The sequence below is a fragment of the Bradyrhizobium sp. BRP19 genome, from assembly GCF_020194195.1.
Classification (GTDB): domain Bacteria; phylum Pseudomonadota; class Alphaproteobacteria; order Rhizobiales; family Xanthobacteraceae; genus Bradyrhizobium; species Bradyrhizobium yuanmingense.
The window spans coordinates 132,563-149,564 of sequence record NZ_JADYVZ010000001.1 but is presented as its reverse complement, the minus strand read 5'-3'; the positions used below and the strand labels follow the sequence as shown (position 1 = coordinate 149,564).

The following is a 17,002-nucleotide window of genomic DNA, read 5'->3' as shown; positions in this document are numbered from 1 at the left end:
GCGGCGGCCATGCCCCAGACATCCTCATCGCTGCATCTGTTCGCTGACGTGCTCGCACGCGTGCACGGCGCCTGCCGCGCGCTTGCGGCGGAGTCCAGCTGGCCCGAGGGCATCGATTTCTCCCGCGTGGTGGTCGAGCCGCCGCGCGATGCCTCCCATGGCGACATGGCGACCAACGCCGCCATGGTGCTTGCGAAAGAGGCAAAGGCAAAGCCGCGCGATCTCGCCGAGCAGATTGCCGAACGGCTGCGTGCCGACGCCCTCATCGCCAGGGTCGATGTCGCCGGTCCCGGCTTCATCAATCTGACGCTGAAGCCGGCCGCCTGGGCCGAGGCGCTGCGTACGGTGCTGCGCGAAGGCGCCGATTACGGCCGCATCCGGGGCGGCACCAAGGTCAATGTCGAATACGTCTCCGCCAATCCGACCGGGCCGATGCATGTCGGCCATTGCCGCGGCGCCGTGTTCGGCGACGCGCTGGCGAGCCTGCTCCAGTTCGCCGGCCACGATGTCACGCGCGAATATTACATCAATGACGCCGGCGCCCAGGTCGACGTGCTCGCGCGCTCAGCCTTCCTGAGGTATCGCGAAGCGCTCGGCGAGGATATTGGCGCGATCCCGGAAGGGCTCTATCCCGGCGACTACCTCAAGCCGGTCGGGCAGGCGCTGGCGACGGAGCATGGCGACAAGCTGCTCGCGATGAGCGAGGCCCAGTGGCTGCCGACCGTGCGCGCCAAGGCGATCGCGATGATGATGGACGAGATCAAGGACGATCTCGCCGCCCTCAACATCCGCCACGACGTGTTCTTCTCCGAGCGCTCCCTGATCGAGACCGGCAACAACAAGGTCGCCGAGACCATCGATTTCCTGAAGGCCAAGGGCGACATTTACGAAGGCCGCCTGCCGCCGCCGAAGGGCGCGCCGGTCGAGGATTGGGAAGACCGCGAGCAGCTGCTGTTCAGGGCGACCGCCTACGGCGACGACGTCGATCGTCCGCTGATCAAGTCGGACAATTCCTACACCTACTTCGCCTCCGACATCGCCTATCACAAGGACAAGTTCGACCGCGGCTTTGCCGAGATGATCGACGTCTGGGGCGCCGATCACGGCGGCTACATCAAGCGCATGCAGGCGGCGGTGAAGGCGACGACGTCGGCTAAGGGATCGCTGGACGTCAAGATCGTCCAGCTCGTGAAGCTCCTGCGCAACGGCGAGCCGGTGAAGATGTCCAAGCGGAGCGGGGACTTCGTCACCTTGCGTGACGTGGTGGATGAAGTCGGCCAGGACGCCGTCCGCTTCATGATGCTGTACCGCAAGAACGACGCGGTGCTCGATTTCGACCTCGCCAAGGTCATGGAACAGTCGCGGGACAACCCGGTGTTCTACGTCCAGTACGGCCATGCGCGCGGCCATTCGATCTTCCGTAACGCGCGGGCCGAGGTGTTCCCGGAACTCCCAGAGGATGCCGGCGCGCGGATCGCATGGCTCGCTGAGTCGGCGGTGGAACGGTTGTCGGACCCCGTCGAGCTCGATCTTCTTAAGCGCCTCGCAATTTATCCGCGCATGCTGGAAGCTGCCGCCGCGGCCCATGAGCCGCACCGAATTGCCTTTTATCTCTATGATTTAGCCAGCGAATTTCATGCGCTTTGGACGAAAGGGCGCGATTTGCCCTATTTACGCTTCATTATCAATAATGATGCAGATCTTACAAAGGCGCGATTGGCAATGGTCCAGGGCGTCGTCTCGGTCCTGGCATCGGGCCTCGCCATCCTCGGCGTCCATGCCCCGGACGAGATGCGGTAGTTTGGGGCGAACTACTTAAGGGGAATTCGGGGGTAACCGGCAGAAGCCGGATCGCTTAGACTTGGTTGAAAGCCTTGTGGGTCGAAAGCCGTGCCTTGGTCGAGGGGCGCGCGGCTTTCCCGAAGGGACGCATCATCACGATGGCCGAACGATATCAGGACAGACCGTTTCCTTCCGATGACTATGGTCGCGGCGGCGACCAGCATGGGAAGGCGGATAGCGATCCGTTGGCCGAGCTCGCCCGTCTGATCGGGCAGACCGATCCGTTTGCGGCGCAGTCGCGTCCGCCCGCGGCGCCCGCCCAGAGCTATCAGGACCACGATTACCGCCAGCTCGACGATCAGCAGGACCACGCGGAGCAGGCACCGTCGCCGCCCTCATGGATGCGGCGTGCCAACGTGCAACCGCAGCCGGCACCCGCGCCGGAGCCTGACTATCCGGTCACCGTAAGCCCGGTCCACCCGCTGCATCGCTACGCCGCCAAGTCTGCCGCGCCCGAGCCTGTCGTTTATCAGCCCCAGGCCTATCAGGACACCTATCAAGATCAGGCTCATCAAGATCAGGCTCATCAGGAGCAGGCCTATCAGCAGCATGGTCAGGCCTACCAGGAGCAATCCTATCAGGAGCCGTATGCGCAGCCCGATCCGTCGCGCTACGACGATGCGCTCTATGGTCGGCTGGAGACAGGCGAGCAGGACTATCAGCGCGAGCCGGCCTATCCCGACGACCCTTACGCCGACCAGAGCGACTATCCGGAGGACGAGGTCGAGGAGCCGAAGAAGCAGCGCGGCGGCATGATGACGGTCGCGGCGATCCTGGCGCTTGCCGTGCTCGGCACCGGTGCTGCATTCGCCTACAAGACCTATATCGGCTCGCCTCGCAGCGGCGAGCCGCCGATCATCAAGGCCGACAACACCCCGACCAAGATCGTGCCGGCGCCGACGGACTCCGCGGCCAAGGTGCCGGATCGCATGGTCAGCGGTGACGGCACTGAAAAGATCGTGCCGCGCGAGGAGGCGCCCGTCGACGTCAACGCCAAGGCGGGCGGGCCGCGCGTGGTGTTCCCGCCGCTGAACCAGAATGCGAATCCGCCCTCGGTGGCGAGCGTGTCACCATCCACCGTGCCGCCGCCGAGCGCGGGTCCGAGCCCGAGCAACGGCACGCTGCCGAACAATTCGCCGCGCGCGATCAGGACCGTTGCGGTGAAGGGCGATCAGACCGATAGCGCCGTGCCGCAATCGGCCGCCGCCAAGCCGGCGCCCGCGGCGCCGAAGCCCGTTGCCGCGCCGGTTGCGCCCGCCGCGCCGCGCAATCCGCCGACCTCGGCCAATGCCAGCGCCAACCAGCCGATGTCGCTGGCGCCGCAATCGTCCCCGGCGGCCGAGCCGCCGCAGCGGATAGCTGCGACCAACCCGACGCAGATCGCGCCCACCAGCAGCGGTGGCGGCTACATCGTGCAAGTCTCCTCGCAGCAGAGCGAGGATAGCGCCGCCGCATCCTACCGGGTGCTTCAGAGCAAATACGGCAGCGTGCTCGGCTCCCGTTCGCCCGTCATCAAGCGTGTCGACCTCACCGACAAGGGCAAGGGAGTCGTCTACCGCGCCTTCGCCGGCCCCTATGGTTCGGCCGAGGAAGCGACGCAAGCCTGCAACAATCTGAAGTCCGCAGGCCTGTCTGCCTGCTTCGTCCAGAGGAATTAACGGTCGTTTCCTTGACCCCCTCGCGGGGCAGAGTTAATCGGCCGTTATGAGCACGCGGGCCTTCATTACCGGCGTATCCGGAACGGAACTGACCGCCGCCGAGCGGGAGTTTATCCGTGCCGAACGCCCATGGGGCTTCATCCTGTTCAAGCGTAATGTCGCAACACCAGCACAAGTTGCTGCGTTGGTTGCAGAATTGCGTTCGGTCGCGAAGGCCCCCGACGCGCCGGTCCTGATCGACCAGGAGGGGGGACGGGTGCAGCGGCTGGGGCCGCCACACTGGCCGGTCTATCCGCCGGGGGCCGTATTCGCGAATTTGTACGACACTGATTCGGCCCTCGGGCTCACTGCGGCGCGCCTCAGTGCCCGCCTGATCGCAGCCGATCTCGCCGATCTCGGCATCACCGTGGATTGCCTGCCGCTGGCCGACGTGCCGGTGCCGGGCGCCGATGCGGTCATTGGTAACCGGGCCTACGGCACGGAGCCGGGCAAGGTCGCGGCCATCGCCCGTGCAGTCACCGAGGGCCTGGAGCAGGGCGGCGTGCTGCCGGTGCTCAAGCATATTCCCGGGCATGGCCGCGCCACCGCCGACACCCATTTCAAGCTGCCGACCGTCGACACGCCGCGGGACGAGCTGGAGCGGACCGATTTCGCCGCATTCAAGCCGCTGGCTGATCTGCCGATGGCCATGACTGCACATGTTGTGTTTAGCGCCTTCGACCCCGCCCATCCGGCGACGACATCTGCGACAATGATTGCTGACGTGATTCGCGGCGCAATCGGGTTCCAGGGTTTGTTAATGAGTGATGACGTGTCGATGAACGCGCTGTCGGGAAATATCGCCGAGCGGACTCGCGCGATCTTCGCGGCCGGCTGCGACGTGGCCCTGCATTGCAACGGCAACATCGAGGAGATGCGCGACGTCGCCGGCGAGACACCTGAACTGGCCGGTGGGGCGCTGGAGCGGGCGAACGCCGCGCTCGCCGCACGCAAGCCGCCGCAGCCGTTCGACCGCGTGGCCGCACGCGCCGAACTGGATGCATTGATCGCACGGGCAAACACGGCATCGGCATGACTGCAGAAATCCTATCGTTCGAAACCGGGCGGCCCGCAGAGCTCGCCGAGGGTGAGCCGGCGTTGGTGGTGGACGTCGAGGGCTATGAGGGCCCGCTCGATTTGTTGCTTGCGCTGGCGCGGCAGCAGAAGGTCGATCTCGCCAAGATTTCGATTCTCGCGCTCGCCGACCAGTACCTCCATTTCATCGAAGCCGCGCGAAAGATCCGGCTGGAGCTCGCCGCGGACTATCTGGTGATGGCCGCATGGCTTGCCTTCCTGAAGTCGCGCCTGCTGCTGCCGGAGCCGCCGAGCGCGGAAGGCCCGAGCGCCGAGCAGATGGCGACGGCGCTCGCCAACCGGCTGCGCCGCCTGGAAGCCATTCGCGAAGCCGCCAACCGGCTGATGAACAGGCCGCAATTGCAGCGCGACATCTTCGCGCGTGGCGCGCCCGAGCACATCGCCGAGATCAAGCACCCGAAATACACGGCCACGCTCTATGATTTGCTCACCGCCTATGCCGCGCAACGCCAGTCGCGCGTGCTGGCGAGCGTGCATCTGGCCAAGCGCACGGTGTGGTCGCTCGCCGAAGCACGTGCCACGCTGGAGCGGCTGGTCGGCAGCATCACCGAGCAGGACGATTGGGGTGTTCTCGACGACTTCCTGATCCGGCATGTCGCCGACCCGACGCAGCGCGCGACGGTGTTCGCCTCGAGCTTTGCCGCCGCGCTCGAACTGGTGCGCGAAGGTCAGCTCGAGCTGAATCAGAAGGAAGCGTTTGCGCCGATCTATTTCCGGAAGGGGCGCCCAAAACCGGTCCCGGACGCAGCTCCTGCGCCTGATGCGCCGGTCGCTTAAGTGCAAGAAGGAGAATCTGCCATGGCAAGCCTGGCTGAAGTGCGGGTAGAAGAGGCCGAGCCGATGGAGAACGAATCCCAGGCGCGTCCCGAGGAGTTGCGGCTGCTGGAGGCGCTGCTGTTCGCCTCGAATGAACCGCTGGACACCGCGACGCTGGCCAAGCGCATGCCCGAGGGAGTCGACGTCAAGGCTGCGCTCGAGCAGTTGCAGGCCGATTATGCCTCGCGCGGCGTCAATCTCGTTCGCGTCGCCAACAAATGGACGTTCCGCACCGCGGGCGATCTGGCCTGGCTGATGACGCGGGAGAGCACCGAGACCCGCCGCCTGTCGCGGGCCGCAATCGAGGTGCTCGCGATCATCGCCTATCACCAGCCGGTGACGCGGGCCGAGATCGAGGAGATCCGCGGCGTCGTCACGTCGAAGGGCACGCTCGACGTGCTGCTGGAGACCGGCTGGATCAAGCCGCGCGGCCGGCGCAAGACGCCGGGCCGGCCCTTAACCTTCGGAACCACCGAGGAGTTCCTGTCGCAGTTCACCCTGGAACAGCTCGGCGACCTGCCGGGCCTGGAAGAGCTGAAGGGAACGGGACTGTTGGATTCGCGTCTGCCCACCGGGTTCAGCGTGCCGACGCCGTCGGATGATCCGGCCCTGCGGGAGGACGAGGATCCGCTGGAACCGGGCGATGACCTCGATCTCGCCCTTGCGCCTGCGGTCGAGCCTGAGAGCCCGCCAGAAGGCGGCAATGAGGGTGGCAGCGAAGGCGGCGCCGAGGACTGACGTACCGGCGAAATACGGGCCCCTGCGACCAGTTAACACTAGCAAGATTGCGTAGCGCCGACAGCGAATTGGCGCTGCCTTGGTCCTTGTTTTTGAGGTCTGCCAAGCCTAGGTTTCGGTGAGATCGGCCGGGTCCCCGGCCATGCGCGTTTGGAGGGTTGCAGGATGGGTTCACTCAGCATTTGGCACTGGATCTTGGTGATCGCAGTGGTCCTGCTGCTGTTCGGCCGCGGCAAGATTTCGGATCTGATGGGCGACGTGGCTCAGGGCATCAAGGCGTTCAAGAAGGGCATGCAGGACGACGACAAGGCTGCCGAGAAGCCCGAGCCGGCGAAGTCGATCGAGCACAATGCTGCGCCGACCGCGACACGGTCCGACGTCGGCAGCAAGGCCGTCTGAGCCGGAAGAAGCACGCGAGACGCGGGTAGCGGCCCGATCCTGCGCGCAAGGGATTGGGCCGGCTCCGGCTTCGCGTGAACGGAAGACCTCATGTTCGACATCGGGTGGAGTGAACTGGTCCTCATCGGGGTCGTGGCCCTGATCGCCATCGGCCCGAAAGAGCTGCCGGGCGTGCTGCGCATGGTCGGGCAGTGGATGGGCAAGGCGCGCAAGATGGCGGCCGAATTCCAGGGCCAGTTCCAGGAGGCGATGCGTGAGGCCGAGATGGCCGACCTCAAGAAAAGCTTCGACGAGGTCAAGGAAGCCGCCACGGGTTTCAATCCGATGAGCTCGCTCCAGAAGGACGTGAGCGACGCGCTTCGCATCGATGCGCTGGACAAGCCGGCCGAGACGCCGGCCGCTACTGCCGTCGATCCGCCCGTCACGCCCACGACACCGGAGACCCCGACGCCGTCGACCTTCATGGAAGCCGAAGCGCATGCGGCCGCGAACGAGCCGCTCGCGATTACCCGTGAGGTCGAACAGGCAAAGGTTGCGCAGGACACCGCGCCATCCGAAGCGATCAAGGACGCCAAAGCGTCATGACCGACGCCGATATCGAGGCCAGCAAAGCCCCGCTGATGGACCATTTGATCGAGCTGCGCTCGCGGCTGATCAAGGCGCTGCTCGGCTTTGGCCTGGCCTTCATCTTCTGCTTCTTCTTCGCCAAGCAGATCTACAACGTGCTTGTCTGGCCGTTCGTGTGGATTGCGGGGCCGGAGAACTCGAAATTCATCTACACGGCGCTGCTCGAATATTTCATCACCCAGCTCAAGCTGGCGCTGTTCGGCGCCGGCTTCATCTCGTTCCCGATCGTGGCGACGCAGATCTACAAGTTCGTCGCGCCCGGGCTCTACAAGCACGAGAAGCAGGCGTTCCTGCCGTATCTTGTCGCGACACCGTTCTTCTTCGTGCTGGGCGCGGCGCTGGTCTATTTCGTCGTGCTGCCGATGCTGGTGCGCTTCTCGCTCGGCATGCAGCAGACCGGCGGCGACGAGACCGCGCAGATCCAGCTGCTGCCCAAGGTCGGCGAATATCTGTCGCTGATGATGTCGCTGATCTTCGCCTTCGGCATCGCCTTCCAGCTGCCGGTGATCCTGACGCTGCTCGGGCGAATCGGCATCGTCAGCTCGACAATGTTGCGCGAGAAGCGCCGCTATTTCATCGTCTTGGCCTTCGTGATCGCAGCCGTGCTGACGCCGCCCGACGTGCTCAGCCAGTGCTCCCTCGCGTTTCCGCTGATGGCGCTCTACGAGGGCTCGATCCTCGCGGTGGCGATGGTGGAGAGGAAAGCGGCCGCCGCACAGGCTGCCACCGGCACTGACGTGTCGACGCCGGCCAATCCGGCGGAGTAGGGCGACCAAGCCCACCGGTGTCATTCCCCGCCTTGTGCGCAATTGCGCACTGGAGCGGGGAATCCAGTACGCCGCGGCCCCTCGGGGAAACACTGACGTCTCTGGAATACTGGATCGCCCGCTTTCACGGGCGATGACGGAATGCTAGGGGAAAGCGCGCCAACGTAAGTTGTCGGCATAAACGTTGACTATTTACGCGCTGATCCAGGACCACAGCCATGCACGACATCAAAGCGATCCGCGACAATCCGCAAGCCTTCGACGCCGGCCTCGCACGGCGCGGTTTGAAGCCGATGTCGGCCTCGCTGCTCGCGATCGACGAGAAGCGGCGTGCGGCGATCCTCGCCTCCGAGCAGGCGCAGGCGCGGCGCAATGCAGCTTCGAAGGAAATCGGCGATGCCAAGAAGGCCAAGGACGAGCCGCGTGCGGCCAAGCTGATGGCCGAGGTCGCCGAGCTCAAGACCACGATGCCCGAGCTCGAAGCGGCGGCAAAAGCCGCTGACGATGAGCTGACCAAAGCGCTGGCCGCGATCCCGAACATTCCGTTCGAGGACGTGCCCGACGGTCTCGACGAGCACGGCAACGTGCAGCATCACGTGTTCGGCAACAAGCGCAACTATGGCTTTGCGCCGAAGCTGCATGACGATCTCGGCACCGCGCTCGGCTACATGGATTTCGAAGCGGCGGCAAAACTCTCCGGCGCGCGTTTCGTCGTGCTGAAGAAGGGGCTGGCGCGGCTCGAGCGTGCCATCGGCCAGTTCATGCTCGATCTGCACACCACCGAGCATGGCTACACCGAGATCAATCCGCCGCTCCTGGTGCGCAACGAGGTGATGTTCGGCACCGGACAATTGCCGAAATTCGAGGACGATCAGTTCTGGGCGATCAAGGGCGAGCTGCTCGCCTCGCCGGACCATGAGCGGCTGAAGACCGAGCGCCTCGGTCTGATCCCCACCGCCGAAGTGTCGCTCACCAATCTCGCCCGCGAATCCATCCTCGATGAGAAGCAATTGCCGATGCGGCTGACCGCGCTGACGCCATGCTTCCGCGCCGAGGCGGGTGCGGCGGGGCGCGACACTCGCGGCATGATCCGCCAGCACCAGTTCACCAAGGTCGAACTGGTCTCGATCACGACGCCGGAAGTGAGCAAGGACGAGCTGGAGCGGATGCTGTCCTGCGCCGAACAGGTGCTGCAGAAGCTCGACCTGCATTACCGTGTGATGACGCTCTGCGCAGGAGATATGGGCTTCTCGGCGCAAAAAACCTATGACATCGAGGTCTGGATGCCCGGGCAGGGCGAGGGCGGGGCGTTCCGCGAGATCTCGAGCTGCTCGGTCTGCGGCGACTTCCAGGCACGGCGCATGGATGCGCGCTCGCGCGGGCCCGACGGCAAGCCGCGCTTCGTGCACACGCTGAACGGCTCCGGCACCGCAGTCGGCCGCGCGCTGATCGCCGTGATGGAAACCTATCAGCAGGAGGACGGCTCGATCGCGGTCCCGGACGTGCTCCAGCCCTATATGGGCGGGCTGAAGGTGATCGCGCGCGACTAAAGCGTTTTCCCGCGAAGTGGGCACCGGTTCGCGTCCGAAAACGCGGCATGACGAGAATCGCGTTGCGAAGATCGGGCGGCCGGCTATCCTGCCGGCCCGTCCACGCGAACCCTCCCTTCATGGCCTTGCACCGCGACATCTTCTGGGTCGGAAGACAATGGGCGGTGACCGGGGCCGGGATCCAGGCCATCGACCAGCGCCTCCGCGGCGTTCTCGACATCGGGATCGCGCGGCTCTGGGACGACGATCTCGTGCAGAGCCGGCGGGCCAAGCCCGGGGTCAATGCCGCGGATTTCGACAAGGCGTTGAGCGTGGCACGCGAACGCTTTCCGCAGGAGCCGACCTCCGATCCGTTCCTCGCGCAGCTGAAGGCGCTCGGCGTCATCGAGGCTTCCGTCGTGAACCCGGTCGTGCCGGCGATGCAACTGCGTGCAGAAGGCCGGCTTGCGCGCTTCCTGCCGCAATGGCGCGTTCGCCGCTAGCGGGACCAGCCAGGGAACCAGCCGCCGGACCGCAATCGTCCGGTTTGCCTGATCGGCGCTGGCCGGATAAGACGGCTCAGACCCGCTTTCAGGAATCGAACCTTCCGCATGCGCATTCTCTGCACCAATGACGACGGCATCCACGCTCCCGGCCTCAAGGTCGTGGAGGAGATTGCGCGCGCTTTGACCGATGATGTCTGGGTGGTGGCGCCCGAGCTCGACCAGTCCGGCGTGTCGCACTCGCTGTCGCTGAACGATCCCTTGCGTCTGCGCGAGGTCGGCCCACGGCACTTTGCCGTGCGCGGCACGCCGACCGACTGCGTCATCATGGGAGCGCGCCATATCCTGGGAGCCAAGCTGCCCGATCTCGTGCTGTCCGGCGTCAATAAGGGCCGCAACGTCGCCGAGGACGTGGTCTATTCCGGCACCATTGCCGGCGCATTGGAGGGCACCATCCTGGGGTTGCCGTCATTCGCATTGTCGCAGGAGTTCAGCGTCGAGACCCGCGAACGGCCGCCGTGGGACACGGCCCGCAAATTCGGGCCCGATATCCTGCGCAAGGTGATCGCCGCCGGCGTTCCGAAGGACACCGTCATCAACATCAACTTCCCATCCTGCGCGCCGGAGGATGTGCTTGGCATCCGCGTCACGCGGCAAGGCAAGCGCAATCTCGGCTTCCTCAGGATCGACGAGCGCCGGGACGGCCGCGGTAATCCTTATTTCTGGATCGGCTTCGAGCGGACCGCGATGCTCGACACGCCCGCCGACGGCACCGATCTCGCGGCGCTGCGCGAGCGCTACGTCTCGGTCACCCCGCTCAGGCTCGACCGCACCGACGAGGCGTTTTCGGAGCAGCTTGGCCTCACCCTGAAATAAAGGTTAGCTGCCGCGAAGCGCGGCCTCGATGGTCTTGCCGAGCGCGTCGAGCTGAAACGGCTTCTGGAGCGCCGGCCGGTCGCGATATTGCTCGGGCAGGCCGGAGGAGCCGTAACCGGTGGCGAAGATGAACGGGCAGCCCTTGGCCATGATGACATCGGCGACCGGCGAGATGACCTTGCCGTTGACGTTGACATCGAGAATGGCGAGATCGAACTCGGTGGATTGCGCAAGCCGCATGGCCTCATTGATGTCGCCCGCTTCGGCGGCAACCTTGTAGCCAAGCTCCTCCAACATGTCTGCGACCATCATTCTGATCATGACCTCGTCCTCGACGAGGAAAACAGAGCGGCCCGAAAGCCCTGTCGCAGTCATGGTTGAGTCCTTGCCCATTCTCGTAAACGTTCGCAGATAACGATAGGCGACGCAATGCGCGTTTCGACGAACGCAAACCTCGCAAATGGCTTAGCGCTTTGAAGGCCTTGTTGTGGTCAAATGCTGTGCCGAAAGGATATCATGAGTTCCTGAGCCGGAACAAGATTCTCGTCTCGGGTTCTTGCGGTGCAGTACGGCGATCCGCCAGACGAGACGAGCGATAGCAGCAATGACGTCCCACCAGCACCCGCCGGAAAAGATGATGTTTCAGCTCACGCTGAGGCGTCGGGGCATCAGCGATCAGGCCGTGCTGCGGACCATGGAAGAGGTGCCGCGCGAGCTTTTCGTCGACGAGGCCGATCGCGAGGGCGCCTATCGTGACAGCGCGCTGCCGATCGCCTGCGGGCAGACCATCAGCCAGCCCTTCGTCGTCGCCTACATGACCGAGCAGCTCCAGCTCCAGAAGCAGCACCGGGTGCTCGAAATCGGCACCGGCTCCGGCTACCAGGCCGCCGTGCTGTCGCGGCTCGCCGGCCAGGTCCTGACCGTCGAGCGCTATCGCAAGCTCGCCGACACGGCACGCGCCCGGCTTGAGAAGCTCGATTGTCACAATGTCGAGGTGATGCTCGGTGACGGTCTCAATCTGCCTCCCAACATCGGCCCGTTCGATCGCATCATCGTCACCGCGGCGATGGAGCAGATACCGGAGAACCTGGTCGAGCGGCTTGAGGTCGGGGGCATCCTGATTGCCCCGGTCGGCCCGCATCAGGGCGTGCAGACGCTGACCCGCCTGGCCCGCAGCGAAACCGGAATCGAGCGCAAGGAACTCGTCGAGGTCCGCTTCGTGCCGGCACTGCCCGGGGTGGCGCGGGAGCTGTAGAATCCCGGATCGGCAGTGCCGCCAACATCTTATTGTGAGGGTTAAGCCGTTATTTACTCGCCGCGTGTTTACTTAAAACACCAGTTCTGTTGCGTACGAGTGAGTAACCATGTCCGCTGTCGCCGAGTTGCTTTACTCGCGCCGCGTGCCGCAGGTCGCGGTGCTGGCGCTGATCTCCTTCAGCTTTGCAGGGTGCAGCGCCGACATGTCGTCGCGGCTGTCCCAGACCAACTTCTCCAATCCTTTCGCCTCCGAGCAGACCGGTTCGGTGCAGCAGCCGCCGCCGCAGCGTGAGTTGCCGCAATATGCGCGGCCGCAGACGCAGCCCGGTTACTACCAGTCGCAGGCTTTGCCTCCGCCCGCGGTATCTGCCCCGCAGTCCTATCCCGTTGCCTCCGGGGGCGGGGTGTCCGGCGGCGGACGCGGCGTCAGCTCATATGCGCCCCCGGCACAACCGCACCTGGAAACCACGGCGACCGTCCCGCCGCGGTCGGTCGCGGCCGCCCAGCCGGCCGGCGGAACCAAGATCATCGTCGGGACCAGCGACACGCTCGACGTGCTCGCCAAGCGCTATCGCGTCACGCCGCAGGCGATCCTTGCCGCTAACGGCTACAAGGGTCCGCGGGCGCTCTCGCCCGGCCAGCAGTTGATCATTCCGTCTCCTGCCACCGCAGCTGCACCGGCGCCCGCGATGGCTCCGGTCGCGGCAGCGCCTGCGGCGAAGCCGGTTGCTGCCGTCGCGGCACCGCCGAGCACGCACTTCGTCAACCGTGGCGACACGCTCGCCAGCATCGCGCGCAAGAACCGCATCTCGGCGGCAGAGCTCGCCCGTGCCAACGGCATCGATCCGTCGGCAAAGCTGAAGCTCGGCACCAAGCTGACCGTGCCCGGCGCCAAGACCGCCGCCGTCGCGGCGCCGGTTGCTGCGGCTCCGGTCGCGGCTGCACCGGTGGCCGGAACGCTCCAGCCTGTTGCGGCAGCTCCGGCACCCGCGACCAAGATGGCCACTGCCGCCGCGCCCGTGCAGAGCGCGCGGCTCGCCCAGGCCACGAGCAATGTGGAAGAGAAGGCTGCCGAGACGCCGGCGAAGGCTGCGGAGGCCACCGGCGCGCTGCCGACCTTCCGCTGGCCCGTCCGCGGCAAGGTGGTCACGAGCTACGGTGCCAAGACCAATGGCAAGTCCAATGACGGCATCAATCTGGCGGTGCCCGAGGGGACGCCGGTCAAGGCGGCCGAAGATGGCGTCGTCGCCTATTCCGGCAACGAGCTGAAGGGTTACGGCAATCTGGTTCTGGTTCGGCACTCCAACGGCTACGTCACCGCATATGCCCATGCGAGTGAGCTGTTGGTGAAGCGCGGCGATACCATCAAGCGCGGCCAGGTCATTGCCAAGTCGGGTCAATCCGGGGAGGTGGCGTCGCCGCAGCTCCACTTCGAGATCCGCAAGGGATCGAGCCCGGTTGACCCGCTTCAATTCCTCAACGGGGCGTGAGACTTACGTAGCCTCCGCACGAACCGTGTCGTCGCCCGGCTCGACCGGGTGACCCAGTACGCCGCGGCCTCTCGATTGACAACAAACGTCTCTGGAATACTGCATCGCCCGCTCCAGTGCGCAAGTGCGCACAAGGCGGGCGATGACAGTTGAATTCGGGGTAACAGCTCGCGCTACTACGCCGTCAGCTTCACACCCAGCCGTCCCGCCAGCTCCTGCACGAACTGCCAGGCGACGCGGCCCGAGCGCGAGCCGCGCGTCGTCGACCATTCCAGCGCCTCGCGCTCGAGCGTCTCGTCGTCGACCCTGATCCCGAAATGGCTGCAATAGCCGCGCACCATGGCGAGATATTCGTCCTGGCTGCAGCGGTGGAAGCCGAGCCAGAGGCCGAAGCGATCCGAGAGCGAGACCTTCTCCTCCACCGCTTCGCCCGGATTGATCGCGGTCGAGCGCTCGTTCTCGATCATCTCGCGCGCCAGCAGATGGCGCCGGTTGGAGGTGGCGTAGAGGATGACGTTCTCGGGCCGGCCCTCGATGCCGCCTTCGAGGACCGCCTTGAGCGACTTGTAGGAGGCATCATTGCCGTCGAAGGAGAGGTCGTCGCAGAACACGATGAAACGGAAGGAGGAGGCCCGCAGCTGCTCCATCAGGGCCGGCAGGCTCTCGATGTCCTCACGGTGGATCTCGATCAGCTTGAGCTTGTCGGCCGGTTTGCGCTCCGCGTTGATGCTGGCATGCGCCGCCTTCACCAGTGACGACTTGCCCATGCCGCGTGCGCCCCAGAGCAGGGCGTTGTTGGCGGGCAGGCCGTTGGCGAAGCGCTCGGTGTTCTCCATCAGGATGTCGCGCATCCGGTCGACGCCCTTGAGCAGGAACAGCTCGACGCGGCTCACGCGCGGCACCGCCGAGAGGCGTCCGTCGGGATGCCAGACATAGGCGTCCGCCCGCTTGAACGACTCGGCCTCGGTCGCCGGCTTGCCCTGCGCGGAGAGGTGCGCCGCAATGGTCTCCAGGGCGCGGACGATGCGCTCCTGCGGGAGGTCCGGGCCTGCCTTGGTGACCGCCGCCGTGGGGCGTTTTGCCGCGAGGCGGGTGGGCTTGTTGGCAGGGGTGCGGGGGCCTTTGCCGGCCGGGCTTTTGCTATGGTTTTTGGGCATGTCCGAAGTTCCTGAGAACGCAGCCTTATCGGGCCTGACGGGCCGCCGCAAGGTGGCCCAAAAGGGCAGTCTGGCAGCGTTGCAATTGGGGCAATGGCCGCTATAGTCCGCGCGAATTTGACCGAACCGGTCGCCTTTGAGGGCCTGACCGGCTTTCCCCCGTTCTCGCGAGGATCGTCCGAATGCTGATTACCCCTGCGTATGCCCAGGCCGCGGCCGCTGGCGACACCAACAGCATGTTGATGTCGCTGCTGCCGTTCGCCCTGATCTTCGTGATCATGTACTTCCTGATTCTGCGCCCGCAGCAGAAGAAGGTCCGCGACCACGCCGAGCTCGTGAAGAATATCCGCCGCGGCGACACCATCGTGACCTCAGGAGGTCTCGTCGGCAAGGTCACCAAGGTGGTCGACGACGACCAGATCGAGTTCGAGATTTCCGACGGCGTGCGCGTGCGGCAGATGCGCCAGATGATCTCGGGCGTGCGCGCCAAGGGCGAGCCGGCCAAGGAAAGCGCAAAAGAGAGCGCCAAGGACGACACCGCGGCGAAGTGAGAGCTTCACCGCGAGTCTCAAGTCTCCTGATCTGACAGGTCCAGTCGATGTTGTATTTCACGCGGTGGAAGGCGCTGGGGATTATCCTGACGGCGCTGATCGTGTGCCTCTGCGCGGTCCCCAACTTCTTCCCCGAGGCGCAAGTCAAGAGCTGGCCCGCCTGGGCGCAGCGCCGCATCGTGCTCGGCCTCGACCTCCAGGGCGGCTCCTATCTGCTGCTCGAGGTCGACGCTGCCTATGTGAAGAAGGAGCGGCTCGACCAGGTCCGCGACGACGTTCGCCGGACCCTGCGCGACGCCAAGATCGGATTCACCGGCGGCGTCACCGTGCGCAACGATGCCGTCGAGGTTCGCATCACCAAGGAGACCGATGCGCAGCCGGCGCTTGCCAAGCTGCGCGAGCTGTCCCAGCCGCTGGGCGGCCTGATGGGATCCAGCGGTCAGCGCGACCTCGAGGTGACTGATGCCGGCGGCGGGGTGATCCGCCTGAGCGTCCCGCAGGCTGCGGTGCTCGATCGCCTGCGCAAGACCATCGAGCAGTCGATCCAGATCGTCGAACGCCGCGTCAACGAGCTCGGCACCGTCGAGCCCGTCATCCAGCGCCAGGGCAACGACCGCATCCTGGTGCAGGTCCCCGGTCTTCAGGACCCGACCCGCCTGAAGGAACTGCTGGGCAGGACCGCGAAGATGGAATTCCGCATGGTCGACACCTCCGTGCCGCCGGATCAGGCGCAAGCGGGCAGGGTGCCGCCGGAATCCGAACTGCTGATGAGCGCCTCGCCTCCGCCGACGCCCTATGTGGTCAAGAAGCAGGTGCTGGTCGCCGGCGGCGACCTGACCGATGCGCAGGCGACCTTCGACCAGCGCACGGGTGAGCCGGTCGTCAGCTTCAAGTTCAACACCTCGGGCGCGCGCAAATTCTCGCAGGCCACGCAGGAGAACGTGGGACTGCCGTTCGCGATCGTGCTGGACAACAAGGTGATCTCGGCGCCCGTCATCCGAGAGCCCATCACCGGCGGCCAGGGCCAGATCTCCGGCAATTTCACGGTGCAATCGGCCAACGATCTCGCGATTCTCCTGCGCGCCGGCGCATTGCCGGCACCGCTCACGGTGGTCGAGGAGCGCACCGTGGGTCCAGGACTCGGTCAGGACTCGATCGAGAAGGGCCAGCTCGCGGCCTATGTCGGCTCGATCCTCGTCATCATCTTCATGCTGCTGACCTACCGGCTGTTCGGCGTGTTCGCCAACATCGCGGTGGCCATCAACGTCGCCATGATCTTCGGCTTATTGTCGCTGCTCAACGCCACGCTGACGCTGCCCGGCATCGCCGGCATCGTGCTCACCGTCGGCATCGCGGTCGACTCCAACGTGCTGATCTACGAACGCATCCGCGAGGAATTGCGCGGCGGCCGCAATGCGATCTCGGCGATCGACGCCGGATTCAAGCGGGCGCTCGCCACCATCCTCGATTCCAACATCACCACCTTCATTGCTGCCGCGGTGCTGTTCTACATCGGCACCGGTCCGGTGCGCGGCTTTGCCGTGACGCTCGGCATCGGCATCATCACCACGGTGTTCACCGCCTTCACCCTGACCCGGCTGATCGTCGCCTGGTGGGTGCGGTGGAAGCGGCCGCAGAGCGTGCCGATCTAGGAGCCT

The 17,002-nt window shown here is 65.4% G+C and carries 17 protein-coding genes; 15 read left to right on the top strand and 2 right to left on the bottom strand.

What is annotated here, in order from left to right:
* The first annotated feature begins 9 nt into the window (after window positions 1-9).
* The 11 genes from argS (at window position 10) to surE (ending at window position 10,889) form a co-directional block, all read left to right on the top strand.
* Window positions 10-1,800 carry an arginine--tRNA ligase gene (argS, locus tag I6F36_RS00740; RefSeq protein ID WP_225170880.1) on the top strand — a complete coding sequence of 597 codons (1,791 nt, stop codon included), beginning with the start codon at window positions 10-12 and terminating at the stop codon, window positions 1,798-1,800.
* Window positions 1,801-1,940: 140 nt separating this feature from the next.
* Window positions 1,941-3,500, top strand: coding sequence for an SPOR domain-containing protein (locus I6F36_RS00735; RefSeq protein WP_225125345.1), 1,560 nt, complete (start codon window positions 1,941-1,943; stop codon window positions 3,498-3,500).
* Window positions 3,501-3,546: 46 nt separating this feature from the next.
* Window positions 3,547-4,575 carry a beta-N-acetylhexosaminidase gene (gene nagZ, locus I6F36_RS00730; RefSeq protein ID WP_036028239.1) on the top strand — a complete coding sequence of 343 codons (1,029 nt, stop codon included), beginning with the start codon at window positions 3,547-3,549 and terminating at the stop codon, window positions 4,573-4,575.
* A complete protein-coding gene (locus tag I6F36_RS00725; protein ID WP_225125276.1) occupies window positions 4,572-5,411 on the top strand; it encodes a ScpA family protein in 840 nt (279 codons plus the stop codon). Before nagZ ends, I6F36_RS00725 begins: the two co-directional genes overlap by 4 nt.
* Window positions 5,412-5,432: 21 nt before the next feature.
* Window positions 5,433-6,188, top strand: coding sequence for an SMC-Scp complex subunit ScpB (scpB, locus tag I6F36_RS00720; RefSeq protein WP_036012763.1), 756 nt, complete (start codon window positions 5,433-5,435; stop codon window positions 6,186-6,188).
* 165 nt (window positions 6,189-6,353) lie between these two features.
* Window positions 6,354-6,587, top strand: a complete 234-nt coding sequence (locus I6F36_RS00715) for a twin-arginine translocase TatA/TatE family subunit (RefSeq protein WP_036012762.1) — start codon at window positions 6,354-6,356, stop codon at window positions 6,585-6,587.
* 90 nt (window positions 6,588-6,677) lie between these two features.
* A complete protein-coding gene (gene tatB / locus I6F36_RS00710) occupies window positions 6,678-7,172 on the top strand; it encodes a Sec-independent protein translocase protein TatB (protein WP_225125278.1) in 495 nt (164 codons plus the stop codon).
* Window positions 7,169-7,981, top strand: coding sequence for a twin-arginine translocase subunit TatC (tatC, locus tag I6F36_RS00705; protein WP_036044242.1), 813 nt, complete (start codon window positions 7,169-7,171; stop codon window positions 7,979-7,981). The genes tatB and tatC overlap by 4 nt, the downstream gene beginning before the upstream one ends.
* Window positions 7,982-8,199: 218 nt before the next feature.
* On the top strand, window positions 8,200-9,531 hold the full coding sequence (gene serS, locus I6F36_RS00700) for a serine--tRNA ligase (RefSeq protein WP_057029283.1): 1,332 nt from the start codon (window positions 8,200-8,202) through the stop codon (window positions 9,529-9,531).
* A 119-nt stretch (window positions 9,532-9,650) separates the two neighbouring features.
* Complete coding sequence (locus I6F36_RS00695; protein ID WP_057029282.1) at window positions 9,651-10,013, top strand: hypothetical protein; 363 nt, start codon at window positions 9,651-9,653, stop codon at window positions 10,011-10,013.
* 108 nt (window positions 10,014-10,121) lie between these two features.
* A complete protein-coding gene (surE, locus tag I6F36_RS00690) occupies window positions 10,122-10,889 on the top strand; it encodes a 5'/3'-nucleotidase SurE (RefSeq protein WP_036012754.1) in 768 nt (255 codons plus the stop codon).
* Window positions 10,890-10,892: 3 nt separating this feature from the next.
* Here surE and I6F36_RS00685 read toward each other — a convergent pair whose 3' ends face one another.
* Window positions 10,893-11,264 carry a response regulator gene (locus I6F36_RS00685; protein WP_036044248.1) on the bottom strand — a complete coding sequence of 124 codons (372 nt, stop codon included), beginning with the start codon at window positions 11,262-11,264 and terminating at the stop codon, window positions 10,893-10,895.
* Window positions 11,265-11,493: 229 nt separating this feature from the next.
* Here I6F36_RS00685 and I6F36_RS00680 point away from each other — a divergent pair, with 229 nt between their 5' ends.
* Together I6F36_RS00680 and I6F36_RS00675 are read left to right on the top strand one after the other, a co-directional pair.
* Entirely contained in the window at window positions 11,494-12,144 is a 651-nt protein-coding gene (locus tag I6F36_RS00680; protein WP_085969151.1) for a protein-L-isoaspartate(D-aspartate) O-methyltransferase, read from the top strand.
* Window positions 12,145-12,253: 109 nt separating this feature from the next.
* On the top strand, window positions 12,254-13,636 hold the full coding sequence (locus I6F36_RS00675; protein ID WP_225125279.1) for a LysM peptidoglycan-binding domain-containing M23 family metallopeptidase: 1,383 nt from the start codon (window positions 12,254-12,256) through the stop codon (window positions 13,634-13,636).
* 176 nt (window positions 13,637-13,812) lie between these two features.
* On the opposite strand, the gene I6F36_RS00670 is transcribed toward I6F36_RS00675, so the two are convergent.
* Entirely contained in the window at window positions 13,813-14,793 is a 981-nt protein-coding gene (locus I6F36_RS00670; protein ID WP_225125280.1) for an ATP-binding protein, read from the bottom strand.
* Window positions 14,794-14,975: 182 nt separating this feature from the next.
* Between I6F36_RS00670 and yajC the strand changes: the two genes are divergently transcribed.
* Both yajC and secD read left to right on the top strand, forming a co-directional pair.
* Window positions 14,976-15,344 (top strand): preprotein translocase subunit YajC, encoded by a 369-nt coding sequence (yajC, locus tag I6F36_RS00665; RefSeq protein ID WP_036012751.1) that lies wholly within the window; start codon window positions 14,976-14,978, stop codon window positions 15,342-15,344.
* Window positions 15,345-15,391: 47 nt separating this feature from the next.
* Window positions 15,392-16,996 carry a protein translocase subunit SecD gene (gene secD, locus I6F36_RS00660; RefSeq protein ID WP_036012748.1) on the top strand — a complete coding sequence of 535 codons (1,605 nt, stop codon included), beginning with the start codon at window positions 15,392-15,394 and terminating at the stop codon, window positions 16,994-16,996.
* The last annotated feature ends 6 nt before the right edge of the window (window positions 16,997-17,002 follow it).

Coding starts and splice junctions, on each gene's coding strand:
- argS (WP_225170880.1), top strand. CDS start 10: ATGCCCCAGACATCCTCATCGCTGCATCTGTTCGCTGACGTGCTCGCA.
- I6F36_RS00735 (WP_225125345.1), top strand. CDS start 1,941: ATGGCCGAACGATATCAGGACAGACCGTTTCCTTCCGATGACTATGGT.
- nagZ (WP_036028239.1), top strand. CDS start 3,547: ATGAGCACGCGGGCCTTCATTACCGGCGTATCCGGAACGGAACTGACC.
- I6F36_RS00725 (WP_225125276.1), top strand. CDS start 4,572: ATGACTGCAGAAATCCTATCGTTCGAAACCGGGCGGCCCGCAGAGCTC.
- scpB (WP_036012763.1), top strand. CDS start 5,433: ATGGCAAGCCTGGCTGAAGTGCGGGTAGAAGAGGCCGAGCCGATGGAG.
- I6F36_RS00715 (WP_036012762.1), top strand. CDS start 6,354: ATGGGTTCACTCAGCATTTGGCACTGGATCTTGGTGATCGCAGTGGTC.
- tatB (WP_225125278.1), top strand. CDS start 6,678: ATGTTCGACATCGGGTGGAGTGAACTGGTCCTCATCGGGGTCGTGGCC.
- tatC (WP_036044242.1), top strand. CDS start 7,169: ATGACCGACGCCGATATCGAGGCCAGCAAAGCCCCGCTGATGGACCAT.
- serS (WP_057029283.1), top strand. CDS start 8,200: ATGCACGACATCAAAGCGATCCGCGACAATCCGCAAGCCTTCGACGCC.
- I6F36_RS00695 (WP_057029282.1), top strand. CDS start 9,651: ATGGCCTTGCACCGCGACATCTTCTGGGTCGGAAGACAATGGGCGGTG.
- surE (WP_036012754.1), top strand. CDS start 10,122: ATGCGCATTCTCTGCACCAATGACGACGGCATCCACGCTCCCGGCCTC.
- I6F36_RS00685 (WP_036044248.1), bottom strand. CDS start 11,264: ATGACTGCGACAGGGCTTTCGGGCCGCTCTGTTTTCCTCGTCGAGGAC.
- I6F36_RS00680 (WP_085969151.1), top strand. CDS start 11,494: ATGACGTCCCACCAGCACCCGCCGGAAAAGATGATGTTTCAGCTCACG.
- I6F36_RS00675 (WP_225125279.1), top strand. CDS start 12,254: ATGTCCGCTGTCGCCGAGTTGCTTTACTCGCGCCGCGTGCCGCAGGTC.
- I6F36_RS00670 (WP_225125280.1), bottom strand. CDS start 14,793: ATGCCCAAAAACCATAGCAAAAGCCCGGCCGGCAAAGGCCCCCGCACC.
- yajC (WP_036012751.1), top strand. CDS start 14,976: ATGCTGATTACCCCTGCGTATGCCCAGGCCGCGGCCGCTGGCGACACC.
- secD (WP_036012748.1), top strand. CDS start 15,392: ATGTTGTATTTCACGCGGTGGAAGGCGCTGGGGATTATCCTGACGGCG.